This window comes from Pseudomonas sp. FP215, from assembly GCF_030687795.1.
GTDB lineage: Bacteria > Pseudomonadota > Gammaproteobacteria > Pseudomonadales > Pseudomonadaceae > Aquipseudomonas > Aquipseudomonas salmasensis.
Genome location: NZ_CP117447.1, coordinates 1594133 through 1617316, shown reverse-complemented (window position 1 = coordinate 1617316; position 23184 = coordinate 1594133). Strand labels below are relative to the sequence as shown.

The following is a 23184-nucleotide window of genomic DNA, read 5'->3' as shown; positions in this document are numbered from 1 at the left end:
GACCAGCCCAACCCGGCCAAGGAGCGCCCCTAAGTGAGTCCTATTTTTCTTCTCCCGCCTACTGTCAGAATTGACAGTTCTGACGAAGAAAACGGCGCTACCCGACCAGCGGGTAGCGCCCATTCAGGCCTTAAAGCCCCTCCAACTCCGCCATCAAATCACTCAACCGATCCACCTTCTCGGCACTGATCTCATTGCCCGCCAACCCCTCGATATACCCGGCCAACTCCGCCACCGTGCTGCACTCGAACATCGCCCGCAGCGGCACATCGCGCTGCAACGTCTTCTGCACCCGCGAAGCAATCTGCGTAGCCAGCAGCGAGTGCCCGCCCAGTTCGAAGAAGTTGTCCTGCACCCCGACCCGCTCCACCTTCAGCACCTCGGCCCAGATAGCCGCCAAGGTGATTTCCAGTTCAGTGCGTGGCGCCACATAGTCCTGGCTGTGTAACTGGCCAATCTCCAGGGCCGGCAGGGCCTTGCGGTCGAGTTTGCCGTTGGCATTCAGGGGCAGGCGGTCTAGCCAGAGCCAATGCAGCGGCACCATGTATTCGGGCAGTTCGGCACGCAGGCGTTGCTTGATGCGCTCCAGGTGTTCGCTCGGGTCCAGCGTGGCGTCGGTAGCCACCAGGTAGCCGACCAGATGCTTGCCGTTAACCCCCTCTTGCACACCCACCGCCGCGTCACGCACATGGGGTTGTTCATGCAGGCGCGCTTCGATTTCACCCAGTTCGATGCGGTAGCCGCGAATCTTCACCTGGTGGTCGATACGCCCGACATACTCCAGCACGCCATCGCTGCGGCGCCGTGCCAGGTCGCCGGTACGGTAGAGCCGCTCGCCAGGCGCGCCAAAGGGGTTGGGTACAAACACCTGGGCAGTGCGCAGCGGATCGCTGACGTAGCCGCGACCGACACCGGTGCCGGCGACGCACAACTCGCCCACCGCCCCTTGGGGCACCAACTCCAAGGCGCCATCGAGCAGGTACAAACGGTTGTTGTCGGTCGGCGTGCCAATCGGCAGGTAAGTACCACGGGTGGAGGCCAGATCGACGCGGAAGAACGCCACATCATCGGAGCATTCCGCCGGGCCGTAGGCGTTCACCAGGCCGATCTGCGGATAACGCAGCAGCCACTGATGGGCCAACTCCGGCGGCATGGCCTCCCCGGTCGGCAACATCCAGCGCAGGCCGTCGAGGCTGATACGCTCCTGGGCCAGCATGCCCTGGATCAGCGATGGCACACTCTCCAGCACGGTGATGCCCTGTGTTTGAACGTGGGCCAAAAGCCCTTGCGGATCATGGGCAATGGCAGGCGGCACGATGTCCACCCGCGCACCAAACAGCGGCGCGGCGAGGAACTGCCAGACGGAAATATCGAAGCTTTGCGATGCGGTCTGGGCGATCACATCGGCATCGCTCAGGTTCAGGTACGGCACCTTGCTCAACTGGTTGTTGAGCATGCCGCGCTGTTCGACCATCACGCCCTTGGGCAAGCCGGTGGAGCCTGAGGTGTAGATCACGTAGGCAAGGTTGTCCGGGGCACTGTAGACGCCTGGGTTTTCGCCACGGGCGGGGATTTCCTCCCACACCAGCAACTGGCAGTCGAAGCCTTCAAGCAGTTCGATCGTCTGTTCCCGGCATGCTTCGGTGCACACCAGCAACGGCGTGCGGCTCATGCCGATGATACGACTCAGGCGCGGCCCAGGCAGCCCAGGATCCAGCGGCAGATAACCGGCACCGGCCTTGAAGCTGCCGATGATCATGCCGAGCAAGTCCAACCCACGTTCAGCCAGCAACGCCACCGGTTGGTCCAGGCCCACACCGGCCGCAATCAACGCGTGGCCGAGGCCGTTACTGCGGCGGTTCAGCTCGTCGTAGTTCCATTGCTGGTCGAGGCAACTGGCGGCGATGCGCTGCGGATGCTGCGCGACCTGCTCCTCGAACAACTCGATGTAGCTGCGTTCCAGCGGGTAGGCATGTGCGCTCTGGTTACAGCCTTCCACAAGGAATTCACGCTCGTGCTCGCCAATCAATGGCAGCTCGGCCATGTCGCCATGGAAGCCCTGCACCAGCGCCAGCAACAGGCGCTTGAACTCAGCGAGCATGCCTTGCACGGTGCTTTCGTCGAAATAACGCTGGTCGTAGGACAGGTGCAAACCGAGGTCATCGCCCGGATAACACACCGCCGTCAGCGGGAAGTTGGTGTGGGTGCGGCCAGAATCCGAGGTAGCGTTCAGGCTTTGCGCTCGGTCCAGCACCGAGACTTCCACCGGCGCGTTCTCAAACACAAGCAGGCTGTCGAACAGCGGCTGGCCCTTGGGCAATTCGCTGTGTTCCTGGATCGTCACCAAGGGCAGGTATTCGTACTCGCGCAGTTGCATATTGCTGTCGAGCAAGGCGCTCAACCACTGGCGCACGCTGCACGTCTGGCCGTCCTCGGGCAGTTTTACCCGCAACGCGATGCTGTTGATAAACAGGCCGACGGTGCGTTGCATCTCGGGCATGTCCACCGGGCGCCCGGCCACGGTGACGCCGAACAGCACGTCGCGATCGCCACTCAAACGCCGCAGCACCAGGGCCCACGCCGCTTGCGCGAAGGTGTTGACGGTGAGCTGATGCGCCTGGGCCAGTTCGCGCAGTTGCGCACCGTCGCGGGCATCCAGGCGGGTGTAGCAGTCGCCCACCACCATGCCGCCGCTGCCACCGGCGTGTTCGCGCAGGAACGGGCGGTCGCTCGGGATCGGCGTGGCGCGCTCGAAGCCTTGCAAGTTTTGCTGCCACCACTGGCGCGCTTCGTTGAGGTCCTGGCGTTGCAGCCAGGCGATGTAGTCGCGGTAGCGCGGCGGCGTCGCCAGTTGCGCGTCGCGGCCTTCGCCCAGGGCTGTGTAGATATCGAAGAAATCATTCATCAGCAGCGAACGGCACCAGGCATCGATCAGGATGTGGTGGTTGCTCATCATGAACCAGTAGCGCGCCTCGCCCACGCGAATCAGGCGCAAGTGGAAAGGCGCCTGGTTGAGCAAGTCAAAACCGGCTTCGCGTTCGGCCTTGAGCAAGGCTTGCAGGCGCGGCTCCTGCTCATCCTGTGGGTCGGCGCTCCAGTCCAGGTAGTCAATCGGCGTGCTGCCGGGCTTGTGGATCACTTGCAGCATGTCTTCGCCGACGTTCCAGCAGAACGAGGCACGCAAGGCTTCGTGGCGGGCGATCACCGCTTGCCAGGCCTGGGCAAAACGCTCCGGGTCCAGGGCGCTGTTGATGCGGTAGCGGTCCTGCATGTAATACAGGCCGGTGCCGGGCTCCAGCAGGGTATGCAGCAGCAGGCCCTCCTGCATCGGGGTCAGCGGGTAGACGTCTTCGATGGCGCTGGCCGGAACCGGCAAGGCGTCCAGTTGCACCTGGGTCAGGTGCGCCAGGGGGAAGTCGGACGGTGTGAGTCCACCGGCATCGTCCTGTAGGCAATGGGCGATCAGGCTGTGCAATTCGCCCAGGTAAGCCTCGGCCAGATCGCGAATCACCTGTTGATCATGACGCTCGCGGCTGAAGGTCCAGCGCAGCACCAGCTCGCCGCCGTAGACCTGGCTGTCGATGCTCAGTTCATTGGGCAACGGCGCATCCGGGTCATGGGCCAAGCCGGCGGATTCCTCCAGTGGATGGAACAGCGCCTCAGTGCCAAAGCTCTGGTCGAACTGGCCCAGGTAGTTGAAGGTGATCTGCGCGCTCGGCAACGCGGCCATGCTCTGCTTGCACAGGTCATCGGCCAGGTAACGCAGCACGCCATAGCCCAAGCCTTTATGGGGCACACCGCGCAGTTGTTCCTTGATCGCCTTGATCGAGTCGCCCTGCTCGGCCTGGGGCGTCAGACGCAGCGGATAGGCACTGGTGAACCAGCCCACGCTGCGGGTCAGGTCGATGTCATCGAACAAGGTTTCGCGGCCATGGCCTTCCAGTTGAATCAGCGCCGAGGCGTGCCCGCTCCAGCGGCATAGCACGCGGGCCAGGGCGGTCAGCAACAGGTCGTTGACCTGGGTGCGATAGGCACTCGGCGCCTGTTGCAGCAACTGCCGGGTGCGCTCGGCATCCAGGCGCACGCTGACCGTCTCGGCATCACAGTTTCGCACTGTTCCTTGTGGGCGCTGCACCGGCAAGGCCACGGCCGGGCCAGCCAATTGCGCTTGCCACAGGCTCAGCTCTTCGCGCAAGGATTCACTGTGGGCATAGGCGTGCAAGCGCGCGGCCCAATCGCGCAGCGCGCTGGTTTTGGCCGGCAGGCTGACGGACTGGCCTTCACTCAGTTGGCGATAAACGTTTTGCAGGTCTTCCAGCAAGACGCGCCACGACACGCCGTCCACCACCAGGTGATGGATGGCGATCAGCAAGCGTTGCTGGCCTTGCGGCCCATCCACCAGCAAGGCGCGCAGCAGCGGCCCCTGTGCCAGCTCGAGGCTGCGCTGGGTGTCGGTGAACAACGCCGTGCATGCCTGCATGTCGCGCACCTGCGCCTGCAGCAGCACGCCGCCTTCCGGCACGCCCAGGTGTTCGGCATGCCATTGCGCATCGCGCGGGGTAAAGCTCAAGCGCAGCGCGTCGTGGTGTTCCAGCACCGCCAGCAGCGCTTGCTCCAGGCGGTGGGCATCGAGCAGTTGCAGCGGCTTGAGCACCAAGGCCTGGTTCCAGTGCTGGCGCGCCGGGATATCGGTGTCGAAAAACCAGTGCTGGATCGGCGTGAGGCCCGAGGGGCCGGTCAGCAATCCTTGCTCGGCGATGACGCGCTCCGAGCGGGTCGCCACGGCAGCCAGGCTCTGTACCGTCTGGTGCTGGAACAGGTCACGGGGGCTGAAATGAATCCCGGCCTGGCGCGCACGGCTGACCACCTGGATCGACAGGATCGAGTCGCCGCCCAGTTCAAAGAAGTTATCGTCGAGGCCGACTTGCTCCACGTTCAGCACCGCGCACCAGATGGCGGCCAGGCTGTGTTCCAGCTCACTGCGGGGCGCCACGTAGGCTTGGCGATTGGCCTCTGGGTCCGGCTCCGGCAAGGCGCGGCGGTCGAGCTTGCCGTTGGCGGTCAGCGGCATGCTTTGCAGCACGATCAGATGCGCGGGCACCATGTAGTCCGGCAGCTGCGCCTTGAGGTGCGCCTTCAACGCGTCGCGCAAGGCGACGTGCTCGGCATCGCTGACCAGGTACGCCACCAGCTGTTTGCCGCTCGGCGCATCCAGAGCCAGCACCACCGCTTCACGCACAGCCTCATGTTCGAGCAAACGCGTTTCGATTTCGCCCAGTTCGATGCGGAAACCGCGGATCTTCACCTGATGGTCGATGCGCCCCAGGTACTCCACCAGGCCATCGGCACGCTGGCGCACCAGGTCGCCGGTGCGGTACAGGCGCCCGCCCTTGGCGGCAAACGGGTCTGCGACAAAGCGCTCCGCCGTCATCCCTGGCCGCTGATGATAACCCTGGGCCAGGCCGGCGCCACCGATGTACAGCTCACCGCTGGCGCCCCGGGGCACCAGCGCCAAGTCGGCGTCTAGAATATAGGCCACGCGCTCGCCGACGATGCTGCCAATCGGCACGCTGCCGGCGCCCTCCTCTAACTGCTCGGGCGCCAGGCTGGCCAAGGGCATCACCACGGTTTCGGTGGGGCCGTAGGCGTTGAAGAACAGCTGGGGCGTGAACGCCGCACGGATGCGTTGCAGGTGTTCGCCGGTCAAGGCTTCGCCACCGGTGATGCACATACGCACCGGCAGCGTCTGTTGTTGGGTCGCCAGCCACTGCGCCAGCTGGCTGCCGTAGCTGGGGGTAAAACCGAGCACATTGATGCGATGGGTACGGATCAGCGCGCAGATTTCTTCGGCATCCCACTGGCCCTGGGCGCGCAATACCACCCGCGCCCCGCACAGTAGCGGCACCAGCAAACGCTCGGTGGCAGCGTCAAAGTTGATGGAGTAGAAATGCAGCTCGCAGTCATCCGGGCGCATGTCAAAGCGCTCGATCACCGCTTGGCAGTGCATGGCGATCTCACCATGGGACACCACCACGCCTTTGGGCTTGCCCGTGGAACCCGAGGTGTAGATGAGGTACGCCTGGTGTTGGGCCAGACTCACGAACGGCAGCGCCTCGGCGGGGTAATTGGCCAGCACCGGCGAGTCATCCTCCAGGCACCAGCACGCCACCGTCGCCGGCAACTCACCCAGGGCTTCGAACAGGGCCGCATCACTGAGCAGCAGGCCGATGCCACTGTCTTCGATCATGTAATGCAAGCGGTCCAGCGGGTATTCCGGGTCCAGCGGCACGTAGGCGCCGCCGGCCTTGAGGATCGCCAGCAAACCGATGACCATTTCCAGCGAACGCGGCAGCGCCAGGCCCACGCGCACCTGCGGGCCCACGCCACGCTCGCGCAGCATCCAGGCCAGGCGGTTGGCGCGCTCATCCAGTTGCGCATACGAAAGGGTCACACCGGCAAAGGTCAGCGCCGGGGCATCCGGCCGCTGGCTGGCCTGCTGGCTGAACAGTTGATGGATACACTGGTCGAGGCGATGCTCGCCCTTCTCCACCCCCAGGCTGTCTTGCAAGGCGCGTTGCTCATCGGCGCTCAGCAACGGCAATTCGCTGAGGCGCTGGCCGGGATCGGCGATCAGCGCTTCGAGCAGGTTGCACCAATGCGCGGCCATGCGTGCAATGCGCGGCTCATCGAACAGGTCGGTGCTGTAGGTCAGGCAGCAACCCAGGCGATGGTCGAGGTCGGTGACTTCCAGGTTGAGGTCGAACTTGGTCGCCCGCGCATCGTTGGCCAGGTACTCCACGGTCATGCCGGCGAGTTGGCGGCTTTGCTGGAATTCCCAGCGCTGCACGTTGCACATCACCTGGAACAACGGGTTGTACGCCGCGCTGCGCGGTGGTTGCAGAGCTTCCACCAGGTGGTCGAACGGCAGGTCCTGATGGGACTGACCCTCGATCACGGTGTGACGCACCTGCTCGAACAACTCGCTGACCTGCATCTGCCCAGTGAGCTGGCAACGCAGCACCTGGGTATTGAGGAACGCGCCAATCAAGCCTTCGCTTTCCGGGCGGATTCGGTTGGCCACTGGCGCGCCGATGCGCAGGTCGGTCTGGCCGCTGTAGCGGTAGAGCAACACCGCCAGGGTCGCGGTCATGGTCATGAACAGCGTGAGGCCGTGTTGCGCGTTGAAGGCACGCACGCGGGCGGCCAGTTCATCGCTTAAATCAAAACGGTACAGCTCGCCCCGGTGGCTTTGCACGGGTGGCCGTGGACGGTCGCCGGGCAGTTCCAGCAAAGGGTGTTCGTTGCCCAGTTGGGCGGTCCAGTAGTCCAGCTGGCGCTGGCGCTCACCGGCTTCCATCCACTGGCGTTGCCACACGCTGTAGTCGAGGTACTGCACCGGCAACGCTGGCAGCGGCGAGTCGCGCTCGTCGATAAAGGCTTCATACAGGGCGCTGAGTTCACGGGCAAAGATGTCCATGGCCCAGCCTTCGGTGACAATATGGTGCAGGGTCAGCACCAGGTAATGCTCTTGCTCGCCGGCCTTGACCAGGCAGGCCCGCAACAGTGGCCCGGTTTCCAGGTTGAACGGCGTGTGCGCCTCGACATCGGCCAGTTGCTGCAAACGCTGCTGGCGCTGCGGCTCATTCAGCACGGAGAAATCCTGCCAGCCCATGCGCACAGTGGTTTGCGCCGAGACCTTCTGGCAGGCCACGCCGTCAACACTGGGGAAGGTGGTGCGCAGGGTTTCGTGACGCATGATCAAGGCTTGCAAGGCCGCCTCGAAACGCCCCACATCCAGTACCCCGCGCAGGCGCGCCATGCCACCGACGTTGTAGGCCGGGCTGTCCGGTTCCATCTGCCAGAGGAACCACATGCGCTGCTGGGAATAGGACAAGGGGACCGGCTGGCTGCGGTCGACTCTGGCGATGGTAGTCTGTTGGTTGCGCTGGCCCGCCGCCTGGATCAGCCCGACCTGCTCGGCAAAATCGCCCAGCTCGCTGGCTTCGAACAGGGTGCGCAGCGGCAGTTCGACGTCACAGGCCTGGCGGGTGCGGGAGATGATTTGCGTGGCCAGCAACGAGTGCCCGCCCAGTGCGAAAAAGTCATCGCGCAGGCCGATGCGTGGCAGGCCCAGCACCTTGCGCCAGATCGCGGCGATTTGCAGTTGCAAGGGGGTGTGCGGTTCGACGTGTTCGCGGGTTTGCCATACTGGCTCTGGCAAGGCACGCCGGTCGAGCTTGCCGCTGGGGCTCAGGGGCATGGCGTCCAGGCGCATCAGCAGCGCGGGCACCATGTACTCTGGCAACTCGGCCGCCAGGGCGATTTTGACCGTTTGCTCATCCAGTTCGGCGTGGGCGGTGTAGTAGCCGATCAACTGGGCATCACGCACCAGCACCACGGCTTGGGCGATGCCTGCGAGGGCCAGCAGGCGCGCTTCGATTTCTTCCGGTTCCACCCGGAAACCGCGCAGCTTGACCTGCTGATCGAGGCGCCCGAGGTATTCGAGGACGCCATCGGCGTTCCAGCGCGCACGGTCACCGGTGCGATACAGGCGGGTGCCCGCTGCGCCCAACGGGTCGGCGACAAAACGTTCGGCCGTCAGCCCGGCACGGCCCAGGTAACCCCGCGCCAGGCCGATGCCGCCGATGCACAGTTCGCCCGGCACACCGGCCGGTAGCGGGTTGAGCTGCTCGTCCAGCACGCGACAGATCACATTGCCCAGTGGCCGGCCAATCGGCGAGCGCTCGCCATCCGAGGCGGCGCATTGCCAGTGGGTGACGTTGATCGCGGTCTCGGTCGGGCCATAGCGGTTATGCAATTGCACCGCTGGCAAGCGCGCCAATACGCGGTTACGCAACTCGGCGGGCAAGGCTTCGCCACCGGAGAACAGGCGACGCAGACTGGTGCATTCGGCCACCAGCGGCTCGTCGATAAACAGCTGCAACAGCGGCGGTACGAAGTGCAGCGTGGTCACCCCATGTTCCTGCACCAGCTGCGCGATACGGTGCGGGTCGCGATGTTCGCCCGGCCCGGCCAGTACCAGGCGGCAGCCGGTAATCAATGGCCAGAAGCACTCCCACACCGACACGTCGAAACTGATCGGCGCCTTTTGCATCAGCACATCGGTGTCGTTCAGTTGATAGGTGGCCTGCATCCACTGCAACCGCTCGGCCAGGGCGCCGTGGGTGTTGCCCACGCCTTTGGGTTGGCCGGTGGAACCGGAGGTGTAGATCACGTAGGCGAGGTTATCGCCGTGCAGGTGCAAGCCTGGCGCCTGGGTCGGCCAGCTGTCGAGGTGCAGGCTGTCCATGGCGATCACGCACACGCCTTCGGCGCTGGGCAGTTGGGGCAGCAAGGCGGTCTGGGTGAGCAGCAGTTGTACGCCGCTGTCCTTGAGCATGTAGGCCAGGCGCTCGGCGGGGTAATCCGGGTCCAGCGGCACGTAGGCGCCACCGGCCTTGATGATGGCGAGCAGGCCGATCAGCAGTTGCGGCGAACGCTCGGCGGCGATGGCCACGCACACGTCCGGGCCCACGCCCTTGTCGCGCAGGTAATGGGCCAGGCGGTTGGCCTGGGTGTGCAGTTGGGCGAAGGTCAGGCTGCCGTCCTGCCAGACCAGCGCGGTGGCGTCCGACGTCTGTTGGCTGAGCAGCTCGGGCAGCCAGTGCCGGGCCGGCTCGCAAGAGGCTTCGCTCCAGGATTGCTGTTCGTCGGCCTGCATCAATGGCAGGTCGCCGATGGCGTGTTGTGGTTGCGCGCACACAGCGCGAAGTAGATGGATAAAGTGCTCGGCCAGGCGCTGGATGGTCGCAGGTTCGAACAGCTCATCGGCGTAGTCGAACGACAGGCTCAAGCGCCCATTGCGGTCTTCTTCGCTGTGCAGTTGCAGGTCGAACTTGGCTTCGCGGCTATGCCAGGGCAACTCATCGGCCAGCAGGCCCGGCAAGCGGCGCAAGGCACTGAGGTCACGTTGCTGGTGGTTGAACATGACCTGGAACAGGCCCTGTTCGCGGGCCTGGGGGAAGGCTTCCAGCAATTGCTCGAAGGGCAGGTCCTGATGGGCCTGGGCGGCCAGTGTGGTCTCGCGAGTGGCGGCCAACAGCTGGTTGAACGGCAGGCGCCCGTCCAGCTCGGCGCGCAGTACCAGGGTGTTGATAAAGAAGCCGATCAGGCCCTGGGTTTCCTGGCGCGGACGGTTGGCATTGGGCACGCCGATACGGATATCGCGCTGGCCACTGTAGCGATAGAGCAAGGTCTGGAACGTCGCCAGCAGCAGCATGAACGGCGTCGAGTCATGGGCCTGGGCGGTCTGGCGTATCGCCGCACTGAGGCGCGCATCCAGGCGTACGCTATGGCGCGCGGCGCTGTGCCGATGCTGGGCGGCGCGCGGGTGATCGGTAGCCAGGTTCAGGGCCGGATGCTCGTCACCCAACTGCGCTTTCCAGTACGCCAGCTGTCGTTGGCCCTCGCCTTCGGCCAGCCATTGGCGCTGCCAGCTGCCGTAGTCGGCGTATTGCAAGGCCAACGGCGGCAGCTCCAGGGGTTGGCCTTGGGCGGCAGCGGCGTACAGGCGCGAGAACTCGTCGATCAGGATATTCAGCGACCAACCGTCGGCAATAATGTGGTGCATGGTCACCAGCAATTGGTGCTCTTCATCGTCCAGACGCACCAGGGTCACCCGCAGCAATGGGCCTTTTTCCAGGTCGAACGGGCTGCGCGCCTGGTCTTCGCGAACCTGTTGCGCACGGGCTTCGCGCTCGGCGTGGGGCAGGTCGCTGAGGTCGATGATCGGCAGTTCGAAATCCGCCGAAGCCTCGACACGCTGGAACGCCTGGCCGTCGCGTTCGTAGAAACGCGTGCGCAGGGCTTCGTGGCGCTGGATCAGTTGCTGGAAGCTGTGGCGCAGTGCGTCTTCATCCAGCTCGCCGCGCAGGTGCAACGCGCCGGGAATGGTGTAGGCGCTGCTGTTGGGGTCCAGTTGCCAGGTGATCCACAGTCTGTTCTGTGCCAGGGATTGGGGCAGGTCTTCTTGACGCGACAGCGCGTGGATTGCGCCTTGGGCCACGCCGCCGTCCTGTTGCAGTTGCGCCACGGCCGCAGCAAAGGCGGCGAGTGTCGGTGCCTCGAACAGCAGGCGCAGGTTCAGCTCCAGGCCGAGGGTTTCGCGCAGGCGGGCGACCACTTGGGTCGCGGTGATGGAGTTGCCACCCAGCAAGAAAAAGTGATCGTCGCCCGCCACCTGGGCCAGTTGCAGTTGTTCGCACCAGATCGCCGCGATCTGCTGTTGCAGGTCCGATTCCAGCGCCACTTCGCTCGCCGGCCCCTGCAGCCCGGGGAATTGCGCGTAGCTGTCGAGGCTGCCATCGGCATACCGAAGCGCACAGGCCGCACGCTGCACTTTGCCGCTGGAGGTCTTCGGCAACGCGCCGGGGTTGAGCAGTACCACAACGCTCGGGGCTTGCTGGCAGGCCTCGGCCACGGCTTGGCGAATCGCCTTGATCAGCGCTTCGGGCGGCAGGATTTTCTGCACGCTGCGGCTGATTTCTGCGGCAATGCCGATGCCTTCCAGACCCTGGTCATCGACCGCAAATGCGGCGACCCGGCCCTTGCGCACCACTTCCACTTCGCGCTCGATGGTCTGTTCGATGTCCTGGGGGTAGAGGTTGTGGCCGCGCACGATCAGCAGGTCTTTCAGGCGCCCGGTGATATACACCTCGCCGTCGCGGATAAAGCCCAGGTCACCGGTGCGCAACCAGGTGCGGCCGGCGTGCTGGACGAAGGTCTTGGCGCTGGCTTCGGGGTTGCGCCAGTAGCCGTGGGCGACGCTCGGGCCCGTGGCCCAGAGTTCGCCGACGCGCTGGTCGGGCAGCTCGGTGAGGGTGTGCGGGTCGGCGATCAGCACGGCGTGGTCCGGCTGGCTGGTGCCGCAACTCATGATCGCAGGGCCCTGCCCCGGTTCGGCACGGTTGGCGGCCAGCGCCTGTTCGTCCACGCGCAGAGCGGGAATACCACGGCCACGGCTGCCGCCAGCGACAAACAGGGTGGCTTCGGCCAGGCCGTAGGAGGCGAAGAAATTACTCGGCGTGAAACCACAGGCGGCGAATTTTTCCGCGAAGCGTTCCAGGGTGTCGAGACGGATCGGTTCGGAACCCGAATAAGCCACGCGCCAGCGGCTCAAGTCGAGGCGCTCCAGGGCCGACTCACTGACCCGCTCGCTGCACAGACGGTAGGCGAAATCCGGGCCACCGCTGATGGTGCCGCCGTATTCGCTGATCGCCTCCAGCCAGCGCAAGGGCCGGCCGAGGAAGTAGGCCGGCGACATCAACACGCAGGGCACGCCGCTGAAAATCGGTTGCAGCAGGCCGCCGATCAGGCCCATGTCGTGGTAAAGCGGCAACCAGCTGACGATCACGTCATCAGGGTTGAGGTCGATCCCGAAGCCGCGACGAATCAGTAGCTCGTTGGCGACCAGGTTGCCGTGGCTGACTTGCACGCCCTTGGGCAAGGCGGTGGAGCCGGAGGTGTATTGCAGAAAAGCGATGTCGTCGGCCTTGAGGTCGGGCTCGACCCACTGGTCGGCCTGCTGCGCCTCCAGGGTGTCGACGCTCAACACCGTGGGCGCATTTTCAATCTGCGCCAGGCCTTCGCTGAGGCTGGCAATAGTCAACAGCAGCCGCGGCTCGGCATCGCTGATGATCGACAGCAGACGCTCCTGGTGATGACGGCGCGTGGATTCGGGCGGATACGCCGGCACCGCGATCACCCCGGCGTACAGACAACCAAAGAACGCCGCCACATAGTCCGGGCCACTGGGGAACAGCAACACCGCGCGCTCGCCCAAGCCAGCATTGGCTTGCAAGGCAGCGGCGATGGTGCGGGCGCGTTGGTCGAGGTCGCGATAACTGAGCACCACACTGTGCTCGGCGCTCTCGGCGAGGAAGCGCAACGCCACCTGGTCCGGCGTCTGCGCAGCACGCTGTTTAAGGGACTGGACCAGGGTGCGGGGGAGTTCGAAGGCGTCCATCATGGGGTTCCTGCCTGAAATCGGCTTACGGGAAATTCGGGAAACGGTGGGGTTCAGCCGGCGGCGAGCTGCCGCGCCGCGCCAATGCGCCAGCGAGTCAGGTGCTCGTCGGCATAGCGACGCACACAGCGCAGCACCGCGCTTTCGTGCTGCACGAGGAAGAAGTGGTGGCCGTCAAACATGTCCAGGGAAAACCCACTGGCAGCGTCGAGTTGCCAGTCGAGCAACTGGTCGGCACGCACGCTGTCCTGCTTGCCACCGAACACATGGATCGGCAGCGCCAGGGGCTGGCGCTCGCCATAGGTGAAACTGCCGCACAGCAGGAAATCGGCGCGCAGGATCGGCAACATCAGTTGCATCAACTCAGGGTTGGCCAGGGCTTCTTCGGCGGTGCCCTGCAATTCGCGCAGGCGGGCTACAAGTTGGGCATCGGTCTTTTCGACGGCGTACTCGCTCACATCACGACGCGCCGGGCCCGCCGTGCCAGACGCGAACAACGCCAGCGGCGCAGGCAGACTGCGTGCGTTTAAAGCGTGGGCCAATTCAAACGCCAACAGCCCGCCAAGGCTGTGACCGAACAAGGCATAAGGGCCATCCAGATCACGGCTGATCTCTTCAGCAAGCTGCGCGGCCAGGGCCTTGATATCGCGCTGCAACGGCTCGTCCATGCGCATGCCGCGCCCCGGCAATTCCAGCGGGCACACTTGCAGCCAGTCCGGCAGCACCCGGCGCCAGCGCGCATAGACCGAGGCGCTGGCGCCTGAGTGGGGCAGGCAAAACAGGCGTAGCCGCAGGGGCGTACTCATCCGGCGAGTACTCCAAACTGAAACACGCTGAATGCACGATAAAAACCCATCTGGTCCTCCTGCGGGTGCTGATCCTTGGCCGTTGTACTAACGAACCTGTCACCCATGAGAACGGACGGAGCCTTCAAATAATTAGTCGCCGGGGGCGAGCGAGACGTGGTTCACACCTTTGCCCAAGGCATAAGATTAGTTCGCCTTCTCATTTGACAATCATTATCATTAAGCATAATTTGTTGCCCGATGTGTAGGAGGCCTCAGCAGGGAAGCCCTCCCCTAACCTATTAGCAACAAGGTGATTTCCATGACGGAACAAGTATCCACAGGCAGGTGCGATTCACCCCTTCTTCAGGCGTTCGTCGACAATCGGCTGATCCTGGTGAAGATCGCGGCCCGCATCACCGGGTGCCGCTCCCGCGCCGAAGACGTGGTGCAAGACGCCTATTTTCGGCTGCAGTCGGCACCGACCATCACCTCATCGTTCAAGGCCCAACTGAGTTATCTGTTCCAGATCGTGCGCAACCTGGCGATCGATCACTACCGCAAGCAGGCCCTGGAGCTCAAATACTCCGGGACCGAAGAGGAAGGCTTGAATGTGGTTATTCACGGCGCTTCACCGGAAACCTCGCACATCAATTTCAACACCCTGGAAAACATCGCCGACGCCCTGACGGAGTTGCCACAGCGCACCCGCTACGCGTTCGAGATGTACCGCCTGCATGGCGTGCCGCAAAAAGACATCGCCAAGGAGCTTGGGGTGTCGCCGACGCTGGTGAACTTCATGATTCGCGACGCGCTAGTGCATTGCCGCAAGGTGTCGGGTAGCCATAGCGATACGTTTGCGCGGCGGGTTTGAGAGAAGCGCAGAATGTATGGGCGGCAGCTTCCAACGGTAACCACGATGCGAAGCGAGCCGCTTTTGATCTGCTTTTGATCTGCTTTTGATCTTGATCTTAGGCGCCCCGTTAAACCACGCTGGCCGAACGCAGGCTTGAATTCGTGGGTAACCCGGCAGGACGCCGGGTTAGCCGCCCCGCGCCATGGATGGCGCGTGGCGGCGGCCCACGGATTCAAGCCTGCGTTCGGGCACACCGAGCCTAAGCGAGGTGCCGAGTGGTGGGGCAAGAGCGTTTTGCTTACTTTTGCGCTTTTCAAAAGTGAGCCGCTGTCAGAGCGGAACCCTAAGTGGCCGTTACCTAAATAACGGATATGTACCCCGTCCAACTGTGTTGACTGTCTGGCCGCCTTCGCGAGCAAGCCCGCTCCCACAGTTGGATCGTGGGGTGTCAGGTAGATAGGTGTCGGCTTTCAGGCCGTCATCGCAGGCAAGCCAGCTCCCACAGTTGATACCACTGAGCCCGAAGAATTTTATTTACTGCGATCTAGGGCAACGGCGTCACATCAATACGATACGGCTCAAAAATCCTCAGCATCTGCCCACTGCTGCGCAGCCCCTTGAGCAACGCCGAAAACGCCTCGCCCGTGATCGGCGCCTTTGGCCGCAGCAACGCATAGTGGTGATACACCTGGTCAATACGCTCCGACACCAAAAACTGCCCCGCCATGTCCGCGTTGCGCACCATGAAATCACTCAGGTACGAACGGGTAACCAACGCAATATCCGCACGCCCACGAGCAACCATCAGCAGATTACTGTCATGGGAATAGGTCAACGTCGCATTGAAACGCTCGGCCATGTTCTTGGGATCAGGATTGAAGTCAGCAAAGGCATAGTGATACCCACTGAACACCGCCAGACGTTTGCCGGTGAGGTCGGCAAAATACCCCTGGTCGCGCCCGGGCTGACGCTGAGCGACAAAAATCTCCGCATCTTCGAGCCCCATATCAACACTGGTATGGGCAATATTCTGCCAACCCCAGGCCGGGTTTTCGAAGATCGCCATGTCGACCCGGCCTTGCTCGAAGTCGCGAAAACGCCGGGGGATCGAGGTAGGCACCACCACAAACTGGTAATCGGTTTGCGCAGCGTTCAACGCTTCGACCAATTGCGGCAACAACCCGGTGTCGGCCCCTTGCTCGGGGCGCACGGTGTAGGGCGGAAAATGCGCAGCGCCGATTCTCACCAACTGCGCGGCACCGGCCTGCGTCCACGCGGCGGTGCCCAGTGCCCATAAAGTAAGTCCTGCAGCCAGCCGCCATGGCGAAAACATCGAGGCACACACCGTTGAAGAGTTCAATGCCGATAAGCTAGGCGTTTTTACCGGGGGAGACAACTTTCGCCAGCAAATTAATGGCTTGCGCCTCAGTCCGCCTTCAGCACCATCAACAAGGCCTCTTCGGCCAACTCTTCAAGGGTCAGGCTGCCTTGGGCGCGAAACCAGGTGGTGGTCCAGGACAAAGCGCCGGTGAGGAAGCGCCGAGTGATAAACACATCGCCCCGGATGTAGCCAGCGGCCTTGGCCTCGCCCAGCACCTGCAACCAGATCTGCTCATACACGTCACGCAGGGCCAGCACGTGCGCCTGGCCTTCAGCCGACAGCGAGCGCCATTCGTAGACCAGCACCGCCATGGCCTCGCCACTGCCGCCCATGATCGACTGCAACTCGCAGCGGATCAGCGCCAGCACGCGCTCGCGCACCGTGTTCGCCTCCTCCAGTGAAGCGCGCATCATCGCGGTGTTGTAGTGGATGGTTTCCTCCATCACCGCACGCAAGATCTCATCCTTGCTCTTGAAGTGATGAAAAATGCTGCCGGACTGAATGCCCACGGCGCTGGCCAGATCTCGCACGGTGGTGCGCTCGAACCCCTTGTTGCGAAACAGATGAGCCGCGGTTTGCAGCAACTTGCCGCGGGCGCTCTCGGGGTCGGTCAATTGGCCACCATCGACCATGGTGCGCATCACCCCCAGGGCTTTGTGCTCATCCATGTTGCTCTCCTTCACGTCTACTGTGGTCTTGGCCGGCAATTTAGGCCGTGACTGCCACCCAAGCAAGCGCTTGGGTAAAACTTGTGACTGGAGTTTACAAACCAAGCGCTTGCTTGGTAGTCTCGACGCCAGCCCTTGGAGGAAGGATTTCTCATGAGCAAGACGGTACGTATCGGCTGCGCCAGCGCCTTCTGGGGCGACACCTGCACCGCCGCCGCCCAATTGGTGCAGGGCGGCGCCCTGGATTACCTGGTGTTCGATTACCTGGCGGAAGTCACCATGTCGATCCTAGCCGGTGCCCGCCTGAAAGACCCCAAGGCCGGTTACGCCACGGATTTTGTCGAGGTACTGACACCCCTGCTGGCGGATATCCAGCGCCAGGGCATTCGGGTGATCAGCAACGCTGGCGGCATCAACCCGCAGGCCTGCGCCGCTGCCCTGCAAGCAGCCTGCGATAACGCGCACATCCCGCTGAAAATCGCCGTGTTGCTCGGCGATGACCTGCACCCTCAACTCAAACAGCTGCCGCCTGTCACCGACATGTTCAACGGCGCCCCACTGCCGCCGCTGTGCGTGTCCGCCAATGCCTACCTCGGCGCACCGGGCATTGCCCAGGCGTTGGAGCTCGGCGCCGACATTGTCATCACCGGCCGGGTGGTCGACAGCGCAGTGGTCAGCGCGGCACTGGTGCATGAATTCAACTGGTCGTGGCAGGACTACGATCACCTGGCCCAGGCCGCCCTGGCCGGGCATATCATCGAGTGCGGCGCGCAGTGCACCGGCGGTAACTTCACCGACTGGCGTGACGTGCCCGACTACGAACACATCGGTTTCCCTATCGTCGAAGTCAGCGCCGACGGCCAGTTCACCGTCAACAAGGTCGAAGGCAGCGGCGGCCTGATCAGCGAACTCAGCGTGGCCGAACAACTGCTGTATGAAATCGGTGACCCGCGCGCCTATGTGCTGCCGGACGTGATCTGCGATTTCAGCCAGGTCAAACTGCAGCAACAAGGCAAACATGCGGTGCGCCTGCACGGCGCCAAGGGCCTGCCACCCACCGATCAGTACAAGGTCAGCGCCACCTACCCCGATGGTTTTCGCTGTACCGCCAGCTGCCTGATCGCCGGCATCGACGCGGTGGCCAAGGCCGAGCGGGTCAGCCAGGCGCTCATCAACAAGACCTCGGAGCTGTTCAGCCAGCGCGGCTGGGCGCCCTACACCGACGTCAACATCGAACTGCTGGGCAGCGAAGCCACCTACGGCGCCCATGCCCGGCGTGCGGATTGCCGTGAAGTGGTGGTGAAGCTGGCAGTGCGGCACCCGAGCAAGCAGGCGCTGGTGCTGTTCGCCCGCGAGATCGCCCAGGCGGCCACCGGCATGGCCCCGGGGCTGACCGGCATTGTTGGCGGGCGGCCGACGGTGTATCCGCTGATCCGGCTGTTTTCGTTCCTGGTCGACAAATCGTCCTGCTCCGTCGCCATCGATTACCAGGGCCAACGTCATGCCGTTGAGCTGCCCGCCTGCGCGCCTCTGCTCACGCCGGCCGCGCCCATCGAGCCGGACAAGCCCCAGGGCCGTGCCGACGCCAGCGTGCCGCTGGTCAAACTCGCCGTGGCGCGCTCCGGTGACAAGGGCAACCACAGCAATATCGGGGTGATCGCCCGCCACCCCGACTACCTGCCGTGGATCGCCGAAGCCCTGACCCCGGAGGTGATCGTCGACTGGATGGACCACGTGCTCGACCCGATCCATGGCCGCGTCGAGCGCTGGTACTTGCCCGGCAGCCACAGCCTCAACTTCCTGCTGGAAAATGCCCTGGGCGGCGGCGGTATCGCCAGTTTGCGCATCGATCCCCAAGGCAAGGCCTTCGCCCAGCAACTGCTGGAAATCCCCATCGCCGTACCGAAACACATTGCCGATCAACTCAGCTAAAGGACCGTTGCCGTGGCCTTCGATTCGATCTTCAAAGCCGACCTGTTCCAGGGGCACACCCTGATCGTCACCGGTGGCGGCAGCGGCATTGGCCGCTGCACCGCCCATGAACTGGCGGCCCTGGGCGCCCGCGTGATCCTGGTGGGGCGCAAGCCGGACAAGTTGCAGCAGGTAGCCCAGGAAATTGCCGAAGACGGTGGCCTCGCCCATTGGCAGGCCTGTGATATCCGCGATGAAGAGGCGGTGAAGGCACTGGTCACACAAGTTCTGCACGACCACGGCCCCGTTCATGGCCTAGTCAATAACGCCGGCGGCCAATACCCTTCGCCACTGGCCGCAATCAATCAGAAGGGCTTTGAAACCGTACTGCGCACCAACCTGGTGGGCGGTTTCCTGATGGCCCGGGAAGTGTTCAACCAGTCGATGAGCAAGCACGGCGGCGCAATCGTCAACATGCTCGCCGACATGTGGGGCGGCATGCCCGGCATGGGCCACTCCGGCGCGGCGCGCTCCGGCATGGACAACTTCACCAAGACCGCCGCGTTTGAGTGGGGCTATGCCGGGGTGCGCGTCAACGCCGTGGCGCCTGGCTGGATCGCCTCCAGCGGCATGGACACCTACGAAGGCGCCTTCAAGGCGGTGATTCCCACCCTGCGTGAGCATGTACCGCTCAAGCGCATCGGCACCGAGTCGGAAGTCAGCGCGGCCATCGTCTTCCTGCTCAGCCCGGCTGCGGCCTTTATCAGCGGCAGCACCCTGCGCATCGACGGCGCCGCCAGCCTGGGCAACCGCGCATGGCCGCTGCACAAGGCGCAGGCGCCGAGCGAGCCGTTCAATGGGTTCCACCGCGCCTACCTGCCGGATGTGCTCAAGGCGGAGCAATAACGCCATGCCAGTCATTGAAACCCTGATCGACCCCAATAGCCCAGCGTTCGCGCAAAACCACGAAGCCATGCTGGCGTCCATCGCCCAGTTGCGCCAGCTGGAACACACCCTGCTGGCCAAAGCCCAGGAAGCCAAGCCCAAGTTCGACAAGCGCGGCCAATTGCTGCCCCGCGAGCGCCTCAACCTGCTGCTGGACCCCGGCGCGCCGTTCCTGGAGCTGGCCAGCCTGGCGGGCTACAAGCTCCACGACGACAAAGACGGCAGTGCCGCCGGCGGCGGGCTGATCGCCGGTATCGGCTATGTCAGCGGCGTGCGCATGCTGGTGGTCGCCAATAACAGCGCGATCAAGGGCGGCACCATTTCCCCCTCCGGGCTGAAGAAATCCCTGCGCCTGCAACAGATCGCCATGGAGAACAAATTGCCGGTGGTAACCCTCGCCGAAAGCGGCGGCGCCAACCTCAACTACGCCGCCGAAATTTTCGTCGAAGGCGCGCGCAGCTTTGCCAACCAGGCGCGCATGTCGGCCATGGGCTTGCCGCAGATCACCGTGGTACACGGCTCGGCCACGGCGGGCGGGGCGTATCAGCCGGGCTTGTCGGACTACGTGGTGGTGGTGCGCGGCAAGGCCAAGCTGTTCCTCGCCGGGCCACCGTTGCTCAAGGCCGCCACCGGCGAAATCGCCACCGATGAAGAACTGGGTGGCGCGCAGATGCACGCGCAAACCGCCGGCACCGCTGAGTACCTGGCCCAGGACGATGCCGATGGCGTGCGCATCGTGCGTGAGATAGTGGGCCTGCTGCCCTGGAATGACCGCTTGCCGCACGAGCCCCAGGGCGCCTATCGCGAACCGCTGTACCCGATTGAAGAGCTGTTGGGGCTGATCCCCGATGACCCGAAAAAACCCTACGACGTGCGCGAGATCCTGGCGCGCCTGGCCGACGGTTCCAACCTGCTGGAGTTCAAGGGCGAGTTCGACTCCCACACCGTCTGCGCCCATCTGCATATCCAGGGGCGCGCCGTGGGAGTGATCGGTAATAACGGCCCCATCACCCCAAAGGGCGCGAGCAAGGCCGCGCAGTTTATCCAGCTGTGCGACCAAAGCCGCACGCCGCTGCTGTTTTTGCACAACACCACCGGTTTCATGGTGGGCACCGAGTCGGAGCAGCAAGGGGTGATCAAGCACGGCGCGAAGATGATCCAGGCAGTGGCCAACGCCCGAGTGCCTAAACTCACCATCGTCGTCGGTGGCTCCTACGGTGCGGGCAACTACGCGATGTGCGGCCGCGGCCTGGACCCGCGCTTTATCTTCGCCTGGCCCAACAGCCGTACTGCGGTGATGGGCGGTGCACAGGCCGGCAAAGTGCTGCGCATTGTCACCGAGGCCAAGCAACTCAAGGACGGCCTGGTGCCCGACCCCAAGGTGCTCGACATGCTCGAACAGGTCACCGCGCAGAAGCTCGATAGCCAGTCCACCGCCCTTTACGGCAGCGCCAACCTGTGGGACGACGGGCTGATTGATCCACGGGACACCCGCACCTTGCTCGGGTTTTTGCTGGATATCTGTCACGAAGCCGAACGGCGGCAACTGCAACCCAACACCTTCGGCGTAGCGCGCTGATCGTTCCCACGCTCCGCGTGGTAACGCCAACCAGGACGCTGCGCGTCCCAACCGGGAGAACAATAAAAATGATCTTCACCCAGGAACACCAGGAACTGCGCCGCACCGTGCGCGCCTTCGTCGACCGCGAGATCAACCCGCACGTGGATGAATGGGAAAAAGCCGGGCGTTTTCCCATTCACGAGATCTTCCGCAAAGCCGGCGACCTCGGCCTGCTGGGCATTTCCAAACCAGAAAAATTCGGCGGCATGGGCCTGGACTACAGCTATTCCATCGTCGCCGCCGAAGAGTTCGGCAGCATCCGTTGCGGCGGCATCCCCATGTCCATCGGCGTACAGACCGACATGTGCACCCCGGCCCTGGCGCGCTTCGGCTCCGATGAACTGCGCGAGGAGTTCCTGCGCCCAGCCATCAGCGGTGAACAGGTCGGCTGCATCGGCGTCTCGGAAACCGGTGCCGGCTCCGACGTGGCCGGGCTCAAGACCCATGCGCGCAAGGATGGCGACGACTATGTGATCAACGGCAGCAAGATGTGGATCACCAATTCGCCCAGCGCCGACTTTATCTGCCTGCTGGCCAACACGTCCGATGACAAGCCGCATATCAACAAGTCGCTGATCATGGTGCCGATGAACAGTCCCGGCATCAGCGTCAGCCCGCCCCTGGAAAAACTCGGCATGCACAGCTCCGAGACCGCCCAGGTGTTTTTCGACGGCGTGCGCGTGCCGCAACGCAACCGCATCGGCCACGAAGGCGCGGGCTTCATGATGCAGATGTTGCAATTCCAGGAAGAACGCCTGTTTGGCGCGGCGAATATGATCAAGGGCCTGGAGCACTGCATCGACAGCACCATCGAGTACTGCAAAGAGCGCCAGACCTTCGGCAAGGCGCTGATCGACAACCAGGTGATCCACTTTCGCCTGGCGGAACTGGCCACCGAAATCGAATGCCTGCGCGCCTTGGTCTACCAGGCCACCGAGCAGTACATCAAGGGCCAGGACGTCACGCGGCTGGCCTCCATGGCCAAGCTCAAGGCCGGGCGGCTGGGCCGTGAGGTCAGCGACAGTTGCCTGCAATATTGGGGCGGCATGGGTTTCATGTGGGACAACCCGGTGGCCCGCGCCTATCGCGACGTGCGCCTGGTGTCGATTGGCGGCGGTGCCGACGAAATCATGCTGGGCATCATCTGCAAACTGATGGGCACCCTGCCCGGTAAAAAGCCATGAATACCTTGCTGCTCGAAGCCCATAACGGCGTGCTGCACATCACCCTCAACCGCCCCGAATGCCGCAATGCGATGAGCCTTGAAATGGTCAATGAACTGCGTGCGGTACTGGCGCAGTTGGACAGCCAGGTGCGTGCCGTGGTGATCAGCGGCGCGGGCGGGCATTTTTGCGCGGGGGCCGATGTGAAGGATCTGGTCGGCGCGGGAGATCAACTGCAAGCATTGAACCGCGCTTTTGGCTCCTTGCTGCAAGCGGTGGAGGCGCTGGCGCAGGTGGTGATCGTGGTACTGCAAGGCGCGGTGCTGGGTGGTGGGTTCGGGCTGGCGTGCGTGAGTGATATTGCGATCGCCGACCACAAGGCACAGTTCGGCTTGCCGGAGACCCGCCTGGGCTTGTTGCCGGCGCAGATTGCGCCCTTTGTGGTCAAGCGTATTGGCCTTACCCACACACGGCGCCTGGCGCTGACGGCGGCGCGGTTCGATGGGGTGGAGGCTGGGCGGCTGGGCGTGGTGCATTTTGTCGAGCACGACCCGCAGGCATTGGCGCAGCGTGTGGATGAGGTGTTGGGGCAGGTGTTGCAGTGCGCGCCGGGGGCGAATGCGCGGACCAAGGCCTTGTTGTTGGCCAGTGCGGATGAGCCGCTTGAGACCGTGCTGGATCGCGGGGCGCAGTGGTTTGCCGAGGCGGTGAGGAGTGAGGAAGGGGTTGAGGGGACGCAGGCGTTTGTGCAGAAGCGAAAGCCGAGTTGGTCTGGATGACGCCATCGCAGGCAAGCCAGCTCCCACAGGGGAACACATTTCAAATGTGGG

10 protein-coding genes are annotated in these 23184 nt (G+C 63.8%); 6 read left to right on the top strand and 4 right to left on the bottom strand.

Annotated elements, in window-relative coordinates; genetic code table 11:
- Positions 1-130: 130 nt before the first annotated feature.
- Both PSH76_RS07285 and PSH76_RS07280 read right to left on the bottom strand, forming a co-directional pair.
- The gene (locus PSH76_RS07285; protein ID WP_305493810.1) at positions 131-13027 is read right to left on the bottom strand and encodes a non-ribosomal peptide synthetase; all 12897 of its coding nucleotides are present in this window, start codon (positions 13025-13027) and stop codon (positions 131-133) included.
- A 50-nt stretch (positions 13028-13077) separates the two neighbouring features.
- Positions 13078-13830 (bottom strand): thioesterase II family protein, encoded by a 753-nt coding sequence (locus tag PSH76_RS07280; protein WP_138762453.1) that lies wholly within the window; start codon positions 13828-13830, stop codon positions 13078-13080.
- A gap of 301 nt (positions 13831-14131) precedes the next feature.
- Here PSH76_RS07280 and PSH76_RS07275 point away from each other — a divergent pair, with 301 nt between their 5' ends.
- The gene (locus tag PSH76_RS07275) at positions 14132-14683 is read left to right on the top strand and encodes an RNA polymerase factor sigma-70 (protein WP_005789991.1); all 552 of its coding nucleotides are present in this window, start codon (positions 14132-14134) and stop codon (positions 14681-14683) included.
- Positions 14684-15209: 526 nt separating this feature from the next.
- Here the strand turns inward: PSH76_RS07275 and PSH76_RS07270 are convergent.
- Both PSH76_RS07270 and PSH76_RS07265 read right to left on the bottom strand, forming a co-directional pair.
- The gene (locus PSH76_RS07270) at positions 15210-15998 is read right to left on the bottom strand and encodes an ABC transporter substrate-binding protein (RefSeq protein ID WP_305493809.1); all 789 of its coding nucleotides are present in this window, start codon (positions 15996-15998) and stop codon (positions 15210-15212) included.
- Between the two features lie 92 nt (positions 15999-16090).
- A complete protein-coding gene (locus tag PSH76_RS07265; protein WP_186606827.1) occupies positions 16091-16714 on the bottom strand; it encodes a TetR/AcrR family transcriptional regulator in 624 nt (207 codons plus the stop codon).
- Between the two features lie 153 nt (positions 16715-16867).
- Here PSH76_RS07265 and PSH76_RS07260 point away from each other — a divergent pair, with 153 nt between their 5' ends.
- From PSH76_RS07260 to PSH76_RS07240, 5 genes are all read left to right on the top strand, one after another.
- On the top strand, positions 16868-18646 hold the full coding sequence (locus tag PSH76_RS07260; RefSeq protein ID WP_305493808.1) for an acyclic terpene utilization AtuA family protein: 1779 nt from the start codon (positions 16868-16870) through the stop codon (positions 18644-18646).
- A gap of 12 nt (positions 18647-18658) precedes the next feature.
- Positions 18659-19531 carry an SDR family oxidoreductase gene (locus tag PSH76_RS07255; RefSeq protein WP_032895983.1) on the top strand — a complete coding sequence of 291 codons (873 nt, stop codon included), beginning with the start codon at positions 18659-18661 and terminating at the stop codon, positions 19529-19531.
- 4 nt (positions 19532-19535) lie between these two features.
- A complete protein-coding gene (gene atuC, locus PSH76_RS07250; protein ID WP_305493807.1) occupies positions 19536-21149 on the top strand; it encodes a geranyl-CoA carboxylase subunit beta in 1614 nt (537 codons plus the stop codon).
- Between the two features lie 68 nt (positions 21150-21217).
- A complete protein-coding gene (atuD, locus tag PSH76_RS07245; protein ID WP_305493806.1) occupies positions 21218-22375 on the top strand; it encodes a citronellyl-CoA dehydrogenase in 1158 nt (385 codons plus the stop codon).
- A complete protein-coding gene (locus PSH76_RS07240; RefSeq protein WP_305493805.1) occupies positions 22372-23133 on the top strand; it encodes an enoyl-CoA hydratase/isomerase family protein in 762 nt (253 codons plus the stop codon). The genes atuD and PSH76_RS07240 overlap by 4 nt, the downstream gene beginning before the upstream one ends.
- Positions 23134-23184: the final 51 nt, after the last annotated feature.

Excerpts from the sequence above, each read along its gene's own strand:
- PSH76_RS07275 (WP_005789991.1), top strand. The coding sequence starts at position 14,132 with ATGACGGAACAAGTATCCACAGGCAGGTGCGATTCACCCCTTCTTCAG.
- PSH76_RS07240 (WP_305493805.1), top strand. The coding sequence starts at position 22,372 with ATGAATACCTTGCTGCTCGAAGCCCATAACGGCGTGCTGCACATCACC.
- atuC (WP_305493807.1), top strand. The coding sequence starts at position 19,536 with ATGCCAGTCATTGAAACCCTGATCGACCCCAATAGCCCAGCGTTCGCG.
- atuD (WP_305493806.1), top strand. The coding sequence starts at position 21,218 with ATGATCTTCACCCAGGAACACCAGGAACTGCGCCGCACCGTGCGCGCC.
- PSH76_RS07285 (WP_305493810.1), bottom strand. The coding sequence starts at position 13,027 with ATGATGGACGCCTTCGAACTCCCCCGCACCCTGGTCCAGTCCCTTAAA.
- PSH76_RS07270 (WP_305493809.1), bottom strand. The coding sequence starts at position 15,998 with ATGTTTTCGCCATGGCGGCTGGCTGCAGGACTTACTTTATGGGCACTG.
- PSH76_RS07265 (WP_186606827.1), bottom strand. The coding sequence starts at position 16,714 with ATGGATGAGCACAAAGCCCTGGGGGTGATGCGCACCATGGTCGATGGT.
- PSH76_RS07280 (WP_138762453.1), bottom strand. The coding sequence starts at position 13,830 with ATGAGTACGCCCCTGCGGCTACGCCTGTTTTGCCTGCCCCACTCAGGC.
- PSH76_RS07260 (WP_305493808.1), top strand. The coding sequence starts at position 16,868 with ATGAGCAAGACGGTACGTATCGGCTGCGCCAGCGCCTTCTGGGGCGAC.